Source organism: Paenibacillus sp. FSL K6-1566 (assembly GCF_038050475.1).
In the GTDB taxonomy this organism is placed as follows: Bacteria; Bacillota; Bacilli; order Paenibacillales; family Paenibacillaceae; genus Paenibacillus_AQ; species Paenibacillus_AQ lactis.
Map to the genome: position 1 here is coordinate 2497501 of NZ_JBBOSR010000001.1, position 13025 is coordinate 2510525.

At 51.5% G+C, this 13025-nt stretch carries 15 protein-coding genes and 1 other annotated feature; of the genes, 13 read left to right on the forward strand and 2 right to left on the reverse strand.

Features of this window, described 5'->3' with window-relative positions:
• Positions 1 to 1431 (forward strand): HAMP domain-containing sensor histidine kinase, encoded by a 1431-nt coding sequence (locus NST08_RS10820; protein ID WP_007129791.1) that lies wholly within the window; start codon positions 1 to 3, stop codon positions 1429 to 1431.
• A gap of 94 nt (positions 1432 to 1525) precedes the next feature.
• Here the strand turns inward: NST08_RS10820 and serA are convergent, their stop codons facing one another.
• Positions 1526 to 3118: a phosphoglycerate dehydrogenase gene (serA, locus tag NST08_RS10825; protein WP_028403649.1), complete on the reverse strand. Its 1593-nt coding sequence runs from the start codon at positions 3116 to 3118 to the stop codon at positions 1526 to 1528.
• A gap of 186 nt (positions 3119 to 3304) precedes the next feature.
• Positions 3305 to 3537: a binding site (T-box leader), on the reverse strand.
• A gap of 237 nt (positions 3538 to 3774) precedes the next feature.
• On the opposite strand from serA, the gene NST08_RS10830 reads away from it, so the two are divergent.
• Genes NST08_RS10830 through NST08_RS10840 form a run of 3 tightly spaced genes read left to right on the forward strand, consistent with a single transcriptional unit; the run spans position 3775 to position 5595 of the window.
• Positions 3775 to 4374: a CPBP family intramembrane glutamic endopeptidase gene (locus NST08_RS10830; protein WP_213615251.1), complete on the forward strand. Its 600-nt coding sequence runs from the start codon at positions 3775 to 3777 to the stop codon at positions 4372 to 4374.
• On the forward strand, positions 4361 to 4783 hold the full coding sequence (locus NST08_RS10835) for a hypothetical protein (protein ID WP_007129794.1): 423 nt from the start codon (positions 4361 to 4363) through the stop codon (positions 4781 to 4783). Before NST08_RS10830 ends, NST08_RS10835 begins: the two co-directional genes overlap by 14 nt.
• Positions 4780 to 5595, forward strand: a complete 816-nt coding sequence (locus NST08_RS10840; protein ID WP_341341745.1) for a metallophosphoesterase — start codon at positions 4780 to 4782, stop codon at positions 5593 to 5595. Before NST08_RS10835 ends, NST08_RS10840 begins: the two co-directional genes overlap by 4 nt.
• A gap of 61 nt (positions 5596 to 5656) precedes the next feature.
• On the opposite strand, the gene NST08_RS10845 is transcribed toward NST08_RS10840, so the two are convergent.
• On the reverse strand, positions 5657 to 6571 hold the full coding sequence (locus NST08_RS10845; protein WP_213615247.1) for a polysaccharide deacetylase family protein: 915 nt from the start codon (positions 6569 to 6571) through the stop codon (positions 5657 to 5659).
• Positions 6572 to 6664: 93 nt separating this feature from the next.
• Between NST08_RS10845 and NST08_RS10850 the strand changes: the two genes are divergently transcribed.
• From NST08_RS10850 to NST08_RS10890, 9 genes are all read left to right on the forward strand, one after another.
• Positions 6665 to 7036, forward strand: a complete 372-nt coding sequence (locus tag NST08_RS10850) for a hypothetical protein (protein WP_007129797.1) — start codon at positions 6665 to 6667, stop codon at positions 7034 to 7036.
• Between the two features lie 202 nt (positions 7037 to 7238).
• Entirely contained in the window at positions 7239 to 7850 is a 612-nt protein-coding gene (locus NST08_RS10855) for a genetic competence negative regulator (RefSeq protein ID WP_007129798.1), read from the forward strand.
• Between the two features lie 57 nt (positions 7851 to 7907).
• The gene (prsW, locus tag NST08_RS10860; protein WP_007129799.1) at positions 7908 to 8603 is read left to right on the forward strand and encodes a glutamic-type intramembrane protease PrsW; all 696 of its coding nucleotides are present in this window, start codon (positions 7908 to 7910) and stop codon (positions 8601 to 8603) included.
• Positions 8604 to 8679: 76 nt separating this feature from the next.
• Complete coding sequence (locus NST08_RS10865; protein ID WP_007129800.1) at positions 8680 to 8826, forward strand: hypothetical protein; 147 nt, start codon at positions 8680 to 8682, stop codon at positions 8824 to 8826.
• 89 nt (positions 8827 to 8915) lie between these two features.
• Positions 8916 to 10265, forward strand: coding sequence for a germination protein YpeB (gene ypeB, locus NST08_RS10870; RefSeq protein ID WP_028403646.1), 1350 nt, complete (start codon positions 8916 to 8918; stop codon positions 10263 to 10265).
• A 181-nt stretch (positions 10266 to 10446) separates the two neighbouring features.
• Positions 10447 to 11109, forward strand: coding sequence for a flagellar brake protein (locus NST08_RS10875; protein WP_040738555.1), 663 nt, complete (start codon positions 10447 to 10449; stop codon positions 11107 to 11109).
• A gap of 122 nt (positions 11110 to 11231) precedes the next feature.
• Positions 11232 to 11477: a DUF5359 family protein gene (locus tag NST08_RS10880; RefSeq protein ID WP_034272109.1), complete on the forward strand. Its 246-nt coding sequence runs from the start codon at positions 11232 to 11234 to the stop codon at positions 11475 to 11477.
• Between the two features lie 185 nt (positions 11478 to 11662).
• Positions 11663 to 12367, forward strand: a complete 705-nt coding sequence (cmk, locus tag NST08_RS10885) for a (d)CMP kinase (RefSeq protein WP_007129803.1) — start codon at positions 11663 to 11665, stop codon at positions 12365 to 12367.
• The gene (locus tag NST08_RS10890) at positions 12364 to 12957 is read left to right on the forward strand and encodes a lysophospholipid acyltransferase family protein (protein WP_007129804.1); all 594 of its coding nucleotides are present in this window, start codon (positions 12364 to 12366) and stop codon (positions 12955 to 12957) included. The genes cmk and NST08_RS10890 overlap by 4 nt, the downstream gene beginning before the upstream one ends.
• Positions 12958 to 13025: the final 68 nt, after the last annotated feature.

A 13025-nucleotide genomic window follows, 5' to 3' on the forward strand; every position in this document is an offset into this window, starting at 1 on the left:
GTGAACTTCTGGAGATCGCTTGTCGGCAAGCTGTGGATCACGATTACGTGCTTGGTTGCCTGCGTGCTGTTGACGCTAGGATTATTTTTGCTCCCCTACATTGATACGACCTTCACCAATTCCAGTGCAATCAAACGTTTGTTTACGTATGTGTCGATCATCGGATTCTCGATGACGACCTTTTTCGGGCTTTTCCTGTTAACGAAAATTACTCAGCCGATGCAGCAGCTGATTGAGGCTGCCAATGACATCCGCAAAGGCAAGTACGGAACCCGTCTCAATCTGGTGACGAGCGATGAAATCGGCGAGCTTGCGAATACGTTCAATCATATGGCCGCCGAGCTGGAGACGAATATCCGCAATCTTAATCACGAGAAGGAGCATTTGTCCAGCGTGCTTCGAAGCATGAGCGACGCCGTGATTACGTTTGACAACCACGGGCAGGTTATTCTCGTCAATCCCCCCGGACAGGAAATTATGAAGACCTGGAAGGGACTTGAATGGGATGATGATCTGCAAGGGGGCGGCTGGGCTGCGGACGTGATGCCTAAGCCGCTGAGCGAGCTGTTCTACAGCACGGTGAACGAAGGCCGGGATCAGAGCGCGGATCTGCATGTGAACCAGGGGATCTGGTCGGCCCACATGGCACCGCTCTATTCGGATGACGTGATACGGGGCGCTGTCGTCGTGCTCCGGGATATTACCGAACAGGTTAAGCTGGAGAAGATGCGGACCGATTTCATCGCCAACGTATCGCATGAAATTCGCACCCCGCTCTCGATGATGCAGGGATACAGCGAAGCGCTGCTCGACGGGATGGCTGCTTCGCCTGAAGAAGGCCGGGAGCTGATCCAGGTCATCCATGAGGAATCGCTGCGCATGGGCCGTCTGGTGAAGGACTTGCTGGATCTGACGCGAATGGAGGCGGGACACGCCGAGATGTCGCTGCGGCAGGTTGATGCAGGCGAACTGTGCGAGCGTGTCTACCGTAAGTTCTCCGTAAGAGCCAAGGAACAGGAGATTGATCTGCAGCTATCCCTGCATTCGGACCTCATCCTTGAATCGGCTGACGAGGATAAGCTCGAGCAGGTGCTGACCAACCTGTTGGACAACGCTTTCCGGCATACGCCGTCCGGCAAGCAGGTGAAGATCCAGGCACACCGGGTCAAAGCGCCGAAGGGCGATGCGCTGCAGGTGATCGTCTCCGACCAAGGCGTCGGCATACCTGCAGGGGATTTGCCATTTGTGTTTGAACGTTTCTATAAGGCCGATAAAGCCCGCGTCCGCGGCGAAACCGTCGGAACGGGGATCGGTCTGGCTATTGTCAAAAACATCGTGACTGCCCATCACGGCACGATTACAGCAGCTAGTGAAGTAGGGAAAGGCACCGTGTTTACGGTGACGATTCCTATCAATGCGGCAGAATCTTAGGAAAAGAACGCCTAAAAGACAAAACACGCTCCAATCGGAGCGTGTTTTTTGTTGAAATTCGTGGGCTAATCTTGTTCAACGTGGAACATAGGGATTAGCTGAGCACGATTTGTTGAGCTGTATTGAGTTCTGGAAGTCCGGTCAGCTTCACGAGCACTTCCTTAGGGACGTCTTTGTCAACGGTCAGGCACATGATGGCTTCGCCGCCGATGACCTTCCGGCCGACCTGCATCGAGGCGATATTCACGTCGTTCTCGCCGAGCAGGGTGCCGACGCGCCCGATAATGCCTGGCTTATCGTTGTGCGAGATCAAGATCAGATGGCCTTCAGGCGAAACGTCGACCGGGAATTTGTCGAGACGCACGATCCGTTCGCCGTATCCGAGAAGCAGGGTGCCTGCAACGATGCGTTCCTGCCCGTTTTGCGTTTTTAGCGTTACGGTAACGAGGTTCGCAAAGTCCTTTGTTTTCGGAGTTTGAGAAACGACAACATGAAGATCGCGGCTCTTTGCTAAGTGCATCGAATTGACGATGTTCACTTCGCTGCCGAGATGACGCTCCAGCACGCCTTTCACAATGTAGCGGGTGAGTGCTTGGGTATCGACTTCCGCCAGCTCGCCTGCATAATCGACATGAATCTCTTTCACGGCATGAGCGGTAATTTGAGCCGCTACGCTGCCCAGCTTCTCGCCGAGGGAGAAGTATGGCTGCAGCTTGTTCATGACGCTAGCCGCGACAAGCGGGAAGTTGACGGCATTTTTGAACGGCTCGTTGCGCAAAATATGAAGGACCTGCTCCGATACGTCAATGGCCACGTTCTCTTGGGCTTCAATGGTGGATGCGCCAAGATGCGGAGTGACGATGACCTTCGGATGGCTAAGGAATGGATGGTCGCTTTCAGGCGGCTCATGCTCGAACACGTCAAACGCGGCTCCAGCCACAATGCCTTCGTCGATCGCTTCGACCAATGCGCGTTCGTCGATAATCCCCCCGCGGGCACAGTTCACGATGCGCATGCCGCGCTTCATGACCTCGAATTGCGGGCGGGCGATCATATGACGGGTTTCCGGAGTCAGCGGCGTATGAACCGTGATGAAATCGGCGCTGCGGATAATGCTGTCTACGGATGCGAGCTCAACGCCGAGCTTGTCGGCGCGTTCCTCGGTCAGGAACGGGTCGAATGCCATGATATTCATGCCGAATGCCTTCGCACGCTTTGCGACTTCGCTGCCGATCCGGCCCATCCCCATAACGCCCAAGGTTTTGTTGCGCAGCTCCACTCCGAGGAAGGATTTGCGGTCCCATACGCCGTTGATCGTCTTGGCATAGGCCTGCGGAATATGGCGGGCCAGAGCGATCATCATGGCAAACGTATGCTCAGCGGTCGTGATCGTGTTTCCGTCTGGAGCATTGATAACAACAATACCGCGCTTCGTGGCGGCTTCGAGGTCGATATTATCCACTCCGACTCCGGCGCGGCCAACCACTTTCAGCTTCGTTCCGGCACTCATAATACGCTCGGTTACGCGGGTCTGGCTCCGGACCAGAAGGCCGTCGTACTCTCCGATTATGGCAGTGAGCTCATCTTCGCTGAGCCCTGTCTTTTTGTCTACCTGCACATCGGCTGCATCCATCAATTGCTGGATCCCCAAATCGCTGATCGGATCCGATACCAAAACTTTAAACATGGTTTCACTTCCTCCTTAAATTCTCTATAAATAGTGCTGCAAATATTGAATAAGGAGCGCGCCGGTTAACGCGCATCCGTTATACCGTTGGTTTGGTAAGGCTTGGTTTCTTATAGCAATTGACGCGGTGTCGTAGCAAAGGACCGGGAAATATAAAAACTCCCGACTCCGCATACTACCTCCGTAGTAAGGGACGAGAGTTATTCGTGGTGCCACCCTTATTCGCTGTCCGTAAACTCGAACAGCCTCAAGCGGTCTTATCAGACCATGATTGGTAACGGAATCATCCGATTTGCGCCTACTATTGATTTCAGCGAAATATCTCAGGAACGCTCAAGAATAACCTTCCGCCGCCGATTCTCACCAACCATCGGCTCTCTGCAGGCGTAACAGCTTCTTATTTCCATCATCGGTTTTGTACGAGATTAATTTTTTCATAATGTATCATGGCTTTTACATTGTGTCAATAGGTGGCGATCATCGGTATAATAGGGCAATAAACGGTCTTATGCTTACGGCAGCCTTGAATGTCATGCCAAGAATTTGCTATGATGCATATGCCCGCCATATTTCGCGTTAGCCCTGGATTTGTCGGATTTAGGGTGAAGAAGCATCGAACCGTTCAAATACAAAGATGAAAGACAGGCACAACTTCTATGAAAAAATTTAAAATAAGAGTGAAAAGAATCGAAGCTCACCAGCTAAACGACCGACTTCTTCTTATTAATTTGTACCTGACCCAAGCGCTCACGCTCATTGTCGGCCTGATCTGGATTTTGTTCCAGGGCCGGAACCCACTGGCGCTTCTCGCTGTGCCGAAGGAGCTGGAGTTTCTGTATTGGGGGCTGGGGCTTGCAGCGGCCATGCTTGTTGTGGATTTGATACTATCCCGCTTTGTGTCCGAGGACAGTATGGATGACGGGGGAATCAACGAGATGCTGTTCCGGAATCGGCCAGTATGGCATATTATCGTTATAGCGATCGTCGTTTCCGTATGCGAGGAGCTTCTGTTTCGGGGAGCGATTCAGCATGCATTCGGGCCATATTGGACCAGCATTTTATTTGCATTGATCCATGTCAGGTATCTGAAGCATTGGCTTCCGACCGGCTGGGTATTCTTGAGCAGCTACGGTCTTGGTCTTGTCTATATTTATACGGGAACATTATGGGCACCGATCCTGTGCCATTTCCTGATCGATTTCATTTCGGGAATGCTGATTCGATTTCGGAGGAAAGAGGAGAATGAACGAACTTAGCAGAATGGAAAGACACCGGAGCCGAAACAAAGGCCGGAAGAACAAAGCATCTTCTGTCTCGCCTCCATCGCCGGCAGCAAAGCCGACAAGACAGGATGCTGGTGAATATACCGAATATACCGGGCTTAGCCGGTCTAAGCCGAGGATGGCCGAAGAGCGGCGGACATACACAGCCAGCGCGGAAGAAGGGCTATCACGGTCCCGCAGAAAGCAATCGGCCACCCAGGACAACATGGAGGAAGCCACAGCTCCGCGGCGAACGCATACATATTCTTCCTACCGTGTTCGGATGAGCAAATGGTTTGTGAACTCATTAATCGTCATATTTATTTTATTGATGGCCAGCTTGCTGTGGTGGGGGCTGATCGGGGCGCCGCCCGTAAGCGAGCTGATAAAGGAGTTATTATGAGCATATGGTTGTGTCTGTCGGGTGCTGCGGCAGCGGGAGTCGGTGTTCTAGGCTGGATGAGCGCCGAAGCGAAGGGCTACCGGGTCCGCGAGGAAGAAGTGGTGACGGAGCGAATCCCGGCGTCCTTTGACGGATTCAGAATTCTGTTCCTGACCGATATCCATCGGAGGGAGTTGTCGGAACGGAAGCTGATGGCTGCGCTGCAGCCTGTAGACTGCGTCCTGCTTGGCGGCGACATTACGGAGCGAGGCGTTCCCCTGGAGAGGCTGAGGCATAACATGGAGGTGCTCCGGCGGGTTGCACCCGTCTATGCGGTCCTCGGCAACCACGATTTGTACGCAGGCAAGGATGCGGTGAAGAAGGTGCTGAAGGAAACCGGCGTGACCCTGCTGAGCGATAAAACGGTCCGGATCACGATCGGGAATGACTACGTCTCCCTTAGCGGCATTCGCCAGCCTAAGAGCAAGCGGCATCCTTATTCCCATTTCAAAGGCAGCCTGCACGGCGACGAATACCATATTTTGCTCGTGCATGATCCGGTTTGGCTTAAGGGCAGGGAAGAGGCGAATTGTGATCTGCTGCTTGCCGGCCATACGCACGGCGGACAAATCGTGCTTCCGCTTGCGGGCGCGGTCCGGCTCGAGCGTTTCTACAAATCCTTTAAGTCCGGCTGGTATTCGATCCCAAGGGCTGCAAGCGAGAAGCTTCCGGACACGCGCATGCTGATCAGCCGGGGCTTCGGAACCTCGCACATCCCTCTACGGCTGTTATGCCCGGCGGAGTACCATGTGCTGACTTTGCGTAAAATGTGAAAAAGCCTTCATTCTTCCTTCCAGATAAAGCAAGGAGAAGAAGGCTTTTTTTGTGTTGTAATCAGCGGATCTGAGGCTCAATCGTCCGGGGATCCACGAAACCATAACCTTTGGCTTCCAGCTTGGTCAGCAAATCGTCGAGCGCTTCGACCGTCCAGGGAAGCTCATGCATCAAAATATTGCTGCCCGGATGGAGCTGCTCCAGCACGTTGTTGATGACCGCCTCGGGCTTGTTTTTATTTTTGCTCTCCCAGTCCAGCGAGCCGTTCGACCATGTCATGTACAGCAAGTCATTCTCTGAAGCGATATCCTTGACGGCATCTCCGCCCGACCCGAACGGAGGTCGGAAGAACGCAGGCTCCGTACCGATCGTATCCTTCACAATTTGCTGTACATCTTCAATTTGCTGACGGACCTTTGCTTGGCTCTCCTGCTTCAAGTCGATATGGTCCCAAGCGTGATTGCCGATGATCTGCCCCCGGTCATGGATGATGCTGAGCAGCTCGGGATTTGCTTTTACACGGTATCCGTTAACGAAGAAAATAGCCTTGGCCTGGTGCTTGTCCAGCGTGTCGATCAGTCGGTTGATCATGTCCGCATCCTTCGGTCCATCGTCGAAGGTGAGCAGCACGACCTTAGAAGGCACGGATTCGTCATTCGGGACGATGCGGTACACCTTATTCATATGATACTTGAGTTCCGGCTTCTCATCAGCTGCCGGCTGCTCGCTGGCTTGTTCATCAGCAGTGCCGGGTACTTTCGTACCGCCGGCAGTTCCGCTCGACTCCTTATCGGCGGCAGCAGGAGGGGCTTCTTGTTCCTGAGGCGTCACCGGCTCAGCCGTTTTCGTATCTGGCTTAATCGGATTGCCTGATTCAGCGGGCACGCTATGGTTCTGGCCGTTTCCTTGGTTTCCGCAAGCGCTGAGCAGAATGCAGCAGGCCAGCAGGATGATCTTTGTTGTCGTTTTAACCATGATTCCATCTCTCTTTCCTGTATTTATGTAGCATGAGTTGCCTCCGGCGCGAGAACACTAACCCTGAGTTTAACATAGAAGGAGGTATCATTTGTGAAGACTTCGTCATTTCTGTACGGTGTAATCATCGGTGCGGTAGCAAGCCGTATGATATCCCGCAAAGGCAGTTTGTCGCTTGCCTCGATGATGAAAGACGTTAATGTTGGCCGTTTCGCCGACACCGCTTTAAGCAAGATTCAAAACGGAATCGGGAATAACAATGGCTCAAGCCAAGAAAGCGTGCGTCCCAGTTCAAGCCGACATGATTCCGCTAATCCCGTTGGAGCTGCAGGGGTATCGTCATCGTCTAATTCGAAGGCTGCCAACCTGAAGCAGCTGAAGGATTTTATCCGCAGCAATCCGGACGTGAAACAAGAGGTTGAGCAAATCTTGAAAGAAACGCATACCGTCTTACCGGGATTGTAAACGATGCAATTCTTTTTGAATCATTCCGTGGGGAAACCATCCTTCCATCCCTGTGAATGATTCTTTTTTCTTAAACTACATATTTACGTGCATTTACGGGTATTAAATGATAAAATCAATTATATAAAACCATTTTTATCACGTCATAATCCAGACATCATAATTTGTTATAAACTTTTGTATACGTTAGGAGGATCCTGTCATGAAAATAGAACGTTTGAGTCAAGATAAGATACGGATTTTCCTCACGTTTGACGATCTGAGTGAGCGTGGGATCCAGAAGGAAGAAATGTGGCAGGAAATACCTAAAGTTTATGACCTGTTTACAGAGATGATGGATCAGGCATACAGTGAGCTCGGATTTGATGCCACCGGACCGCTTGCCGTTGAGGTGTTTGCACTGCCTGCCCAGGGCATGGTGGTAATTGTGACGAGAGGGAAGTACGATCATCATTTCGGCGGCTTGTCCGAAGACGATATGCCGGACGAGATTTATGAAATGGAAGTAACGCTGGATGAAAGTGATAAAATCGTCTATGTGTTCCAGGATTTCGAAGTGCTCATTGAAGCTTCGCATATGCTGAAGGACCTCGTGGACGGAGCAGGTACGCTTTATCACTATATGGATAGATGGTTTTTGTATCTGGAGCCAGAGGAGCTTCAGAGCGACAAGTTGCCGGCGATCATTGCAGTTCTGGCAGAATTCGGCGAATCCTCCTCGGTAACGGAGGCTATGCTGGAGGAGTACGGGAAGAAGATCATGCCTCAGCAAGCGATTGAGGTTATTTGCAGTCACTTCCAGCGTCAGCATTAATACAATGTGGGCGTGAGTGCCGGACTAGAGGCTCGAAACTAACGGAGGGGAAATTTGGTGCTGGTGTTCTCGATCATAGCGTCGGCTTTGGCGCCGGGACTCGCGTTGCTCACGTATTTTTACCTGAAGGACAGGTATGATCAGGAACCTTTGCATATGGTCATCAAGGTATTTCTGCTTGGGGTTCTGATCGTGTTTCCTGTCATGATTCTGCAGCGGGGAATGATACTTTGGCTCGGCGATCATCCGGTTGTCCAATCATTGCTCGTATCTGCGGGCATTGAAGAGTTTTTGAAATGGTTTGTCATGTATCACATTATTTTCAACCATACGGAATTCGATGAGCCTTACGACGGGATTCTATATGCTGCGGCGATTTCGTTGGGCTTTGCTACAGTAGAAAATTTGCTGTACGCATGGTACAGCCAGGCTGCATTCGGTCCCATGTTCCTTCGAGCGCTGCTCCCGGTGTCCGGTCACGCCATGTTTGGCGTGATTATGGGCTACTATATCGGGCACGCCAGGTTTTCAGGGGAGAATCGGAAGAGGTTTTATCTGGCTCTTTCGTTCATCGTCCCTTGGATATGGCATGGACTGTATGATTTGATTTTAAACCTCTTGACGCATACGTGGATCTGGTTTATCGTTCCGCTGATGGTACTGTTGTGGTACGGAGGCATGGGGAAAATCTCCAGAGCAAACAATCGCTCGCCTTTTCGTTTCATCAACCGGGAGGAAGAGATTAACACGTAATCAAAAAGGACACACTGGGGCTATAGGCGCTTACGCTGACGGCATAAACGCCAATATAGCTCTGGAGGTGTCTTTTTTGCGTATCAAGGTGAAAATTTTGTGCAAGGATTGCGGCGAGCGCTTCATTCTTCGCGGAAAGAAGGAGCACGGCCGGATCGAGACCGGCTTTAAGCAATGCTTATGCAACAATCGTGATCATTTCGAGATTGAGGAAGATTTCTAAAACATGAAGTGATCGTACAGCGATGCATAAGACTTCTTTTTTCTAGTCAAACTAACGGCAGTGAGTAGAAGAAAGGAGACTAACGCATCATGTATAAACGACTTAGCGCGATTCTGTTCCCTGTCGCCACCGTTTTGTTGATCGGGGCTTTGGTGTGGGGATATCAGGAGAACAAAGAGAAGAACGCGATATTGATTAATGCAGAAAACCAGTATCAACGCGCCTTTCATGATTTGTCCTATCATATGGACCGGCTGCATACCGAGTTAGGGAATACGCTCGCCGTCAGCTCCACTTCTCAGGGAATGCACCGGAAAGGCCTCATGAACGTTTGGCGCATTACGAGCGAAGCTCAAAATGAGATCAACCAGCTGCCACTGGGTCTGCTGCCGTTCAACAAGACGGAAGAATTCCTGTCCCGCATCTCTAATTTCGCCTATAAGACAGGCGTTCGTGATTTGACGAAGGAGCCGCTGAGCGAAAATGAAGTCAAGACGCTCAAAACACTCTACGCCAATTCCGGTGAAATTACGAAGGATCTTCAATCGGTGCAGAACAAGGTCATTGCCAGCGGGCTGCGCTGGATGGATGTCGAAACTGCGCTCGTGTCGAACAATACGCAGGACAACTCCATTATCGACGGCTTCAGAACCGTTGACAAAAAGGTCGAAGCTTATCCCGAGCTGGACTGGGGCCCTTCGGTCAGCAGCATTTACGACCGCAGGTCCGTGAAGCAATTGGCCGGCATGCCTGTCTCCGCAGAGGACGTCAAACGCAAAGCGCTGAAATTCTCGGATTCGGACGGGAACGCCAGGGTACGGGTAACCCAAAACGGGAAGGGGACCGATTGGTCATCCTATACCGTTCATGTGAATCAAAACCGGGGCCACAAGATCAGCATGGACTTCACCGAGAAGGGCGGCCAGCTGATCGCGTACACGAAGGAGCGCAATGTAGGCGCGAAGAAAGTTTCCGTGCAGGATGCCATCGATAAGGCACAGGATTTTCTTGCTAGAAAAGGCTATACCGATATGACGGCGGTGTCCGCAGACCAATATGACAATATGGCGAACTTCTCCTTCGTGCGTGAGGAGGACGGCGTTCTCATCTATCCGGAGAAGATCACGGTCCGTTCAGCCATGGACAACGGGGAGGTCCTCGGATTTCAAGCAAGCGATTTTGTGTACGAGCACCAGATCAAGCGCGAGATTCCGCAGCCTAAGCTGAAGCTCGCCCAAGCGAAGAAAACGCTGAACCCGGAGTACAAAATTCTGTACAACCGCAAGGCGTTAATCAAAAACGACCGCAACGAGGATGTGCTGTGCTATGAATTTGGAGGGCGCATCAACGGGTCGCAGTATCGGATCTATATCAATGCGGATACCGGACTGGAAGAGACGGTTGAAGTCGTAAAAGACGCGCAAGCCGGAATTCGATAAGATAACAAACGGACGTTTTGAGGGCGGGCCGCTCAAGCTTCATTGCTTGGGCGGCTTTTTGTATGATGGAGAAACATGGAAGGACAAGGCTCGACAGACCGCGCGAAATTCGTTCAAATTATCCCATAAAGACCGCCTGCCCGTGATATAATGGGAATTATTGATTATGAAGAAATAGTAGGTGAGCGCTTTGTATCCGAAGATCAATGAGGTCCTCTATATCCAGCTCGATACGGGGGATCAGAAGGAAGCCGAGGTCTTGTATAAATCCCGCATTTCCGACATGGACGGCGAATCGATTTATATGGAGGTTCCCCTTCAAGAAGGAACAGGAAGACTGAAGAAGCTTTATATCGGCGATGAGATATCCGCTTACTTTCTGACCGAAGGCGGTGTAAAGAATTATTTTAATTCCTATGTGCTGAGCCACCATGAGGACGTCATCAAGCTGGTGCGGATCAAGAAGCCGGAGTCCGACCAGATTACGAAGGTGCAGAGAAGAGGCTTCCTACGGGTACAATCCGAGCTGGAAGTAGCCGTGACGGCAAAGGACGGAGCCCGGTTTCTAACCAAGACCGAGGATGTCGGGGGCGGCGGCATCTCGCTTTATTTGGAGCCGGGCCAGTCGCTCAAAGAGGGGGATCTTCTGGATTGCTGGATTCTGGTTCCCTATAAGAACGGATCGGTTGAGCATATCCCATTCGAAGGTGAAGTCGTCCGGTTGAAAGAGCTTCCCGTGGGCCGGAGCATCGTTATGATGAAATTCACCCAGATTCTGGACATGGAACGTCAAAAACTGATCCGGTACTGCTTCGAGAGACAGTTTGATTTGCGAAATCGATAATCTCTGACCGCCTGGATGCATATATTCGTTCAGGCTGTGGCACACTACCGGAAATTTCATGATGGAAGGAATGTTGTGTCATAACCGAGGAGCAAAGCAAATCGATCAGGGGGCAGCGGGAAATGGAGCCCGGTGAAGCGCAAGATTCGATCGGACAAGCCCTGGAAGCGCTGGCCGGAAAGCTGCTCTTCCGCGTGCTGATCGGTCTCGCGGCAGCTTTGGTGATCATGCAGCTGCTGCTGCATTATGAGCCTGCCAGGCCCTATATTTCGCCGGTTCAGCAGATGGAGGGAGTCCCCGTAAACGAGCAAAATGTCAACGATTGGATGGGGGGAAACACCCCTTCTCTTTTGCATCACTCCAGCTAGTGTGGTATAATTTTCACGTCGCAGGCAGGCGCCTGCTTTTTTCTTGAAGGTTAAGAAGGTATGAGTCTAATCTTGCACTTTCTTATCTTATTTTCTCTAAAATCATCTGTCATTTGATCCGTTTCATGAAAAATGCTAGAAGCGACAGATGGGCTGGAGACGTACGTTTGAGGAGGAATGCCCCGTTGGTTATGCAGGGGACAGGTTACCAGGACAGAATCAATATTGCCATCGACGGTCCTGCAGGGGCGGGTAAAAGCACAGTAGCACGTATGGTGGCCAGCAGGCTTCAATACATCTATGTGGATACCGGCGCCATGTACCGGGCGGTCACTTGGTTTATGCTGAATCAAGGAATTGATGCAGAAAATCACGAAAAAGTGCTTCAACATGCGCAAAATATGGTGATTGAATTAAAACCGCATGAAACAGGCCAAATGGTGTTGTTGAATGGGGAAGATGTCACACCGTATATCCGATTGCATCAGGTGAGTGCATCCGTTTCCAAGTATGCGCGGATCGAAGGCTTGCGGACCAAACTTGTCCATCTGCAGCAGCAAATGGCGACACAGAAAGGCGTCGTCATGGACGGACGCGACATCGGCACTACGGTTCTACCGGACGCTGAACTCAAGATCTTCATGACGGCCAGCGTCAAGGAGCGAGCGCTCCGCCGGTTCAATGAGCTTCGCGACGAGAGCATTACGCTGGAACAGCTGGAACATGATATCGCAGAGCGCGACCGTCTCGATGCAGAGCGTGAAGTATCGCCGCTTCGATGTGCGGAGGACGCCATCGTTCTGGATACGACGCATATGGATATCAACCAGGTGGTCGAAGCGATTCTTTCATATTGCGAAACTGTATTGGATGGGGAGAGGAAGGCATGATTTACGTTTTTTGCAGAGCGGTAGTCCGCGGTTTGTTCGCTATTCTGTACCGGTTTGAATCTGTCGGCGTACATAATATCCCTTCCGAGGGCGGCGTACTGATCTGCAGCAATCATCTCAGCGTGCGCGACCCGATTTCGGTCGGCATTCACGTGAAGCGCCAGGTTAAATTTATGGCGAAAGCGGAGCTGTTCAAAATTCCGGTATTCGGATGGCTGATTGACAAGCTTGGCGCATTTCCGGTAAAGCGCGGCGGCGTCAGCAAGGAATCGATCAAGACCGCACTGACCATTCTGCGTCAGGGTGAAGTGATGGGGATTTTCCCGGAGGGCACCCGGAATTCGGATGCAACGGCAGCGAAGCGGGGGGCGGCAAGCTTTGCGCTCCGGAGCGGCGCGACGGTCATTCCGGCGGCGATCATCGGAGATTACAAGCTGTTTCGGAAGGTTAAGATCATTTACGGAGCACCCGTAGACTTATCCCGTTTCGAAGGCGACAAATCGCCGGAAGCGCTCGATGCCGCAACTGAAATCATTATGAGTAAAATCCATGAAATGCGGGCAACCGGTAAGCCGACCGTGAACGGATGAATCGGTTTGATGCATAAAAAGCGCCATTTTCATGGAAAGATACTACAGCAATTATGTTTTGAACTTCG

What these genes read in the sequence shown, in the direction of transcription:
- NST08_RS10830 (WP_213615251.1), top strand. Translation starts at nt 3,775, where the DNA reads ATGAAAAAATTTAAAATAAGAGTGAAAAGAATCGAAGCTCACCAGCTA.
- ypeB (WP_028403646.1), top strand. Translation starts at nt 8,916, where the DNA reads ATGTATAAACGACTTAGCGCGATTCTGTTCCCTGTCGCCACCGTTTTG.
- NST08_RS10880 (WP_034272109.1), top strand. Translation starts at nt 11,232, where the DNA reads ATGGAGCCCGGTGAAGCGCAAGATTCGATCGGACAAGCCCTGGAAGCG.
- NST08_RS10840 (WP_341341745.1), top strand. Translation starts at nt 4,780, where the DNA reads ATGAGCATATGGTTGTGTCTGTCGGGTGCTGCGGCAGCGGGAGTCGGT.
- NST08_RS10845 (WP_213615247.1), bottom strand. Translation starts at nt 6,571, where the DNA reads ATGGTTAAAACGACAACAAAGATCATCCTGCTGGCCTGCTGCATTCTG.
- NST08_RS10890 (WP_007129804.1), top strand. Translation starts at nt 12,364, where the DNA reads ATGATTTACGTTTTTTGCAGAGCGGTAGTCCGCGGTTTGTTCGCTATT.
- serA (WP_028403649.1), bottom strand. Translation starts at nt 3,118, where the DNA reads ATGTTTAAAGTTTTGGTATCGGATCCGATCAGCGATTTGGGGATCCAG.
- NST08_RS10855 (WP_007129798.1), top strand. Translation starts at nt 7,239, where the DNA reads ATGAAAATAGAACGTTTGAGTCAAGATAAGATACGGATTTTCCTCACG.
- NST08_RS10835 (WP_007129794.1), top strand. Translation starts at nt 4,361, where the DNA reads ATGAACGAACTTAGCAGAATGGAAAGACACCGGAGCCGAAACAAAGGC.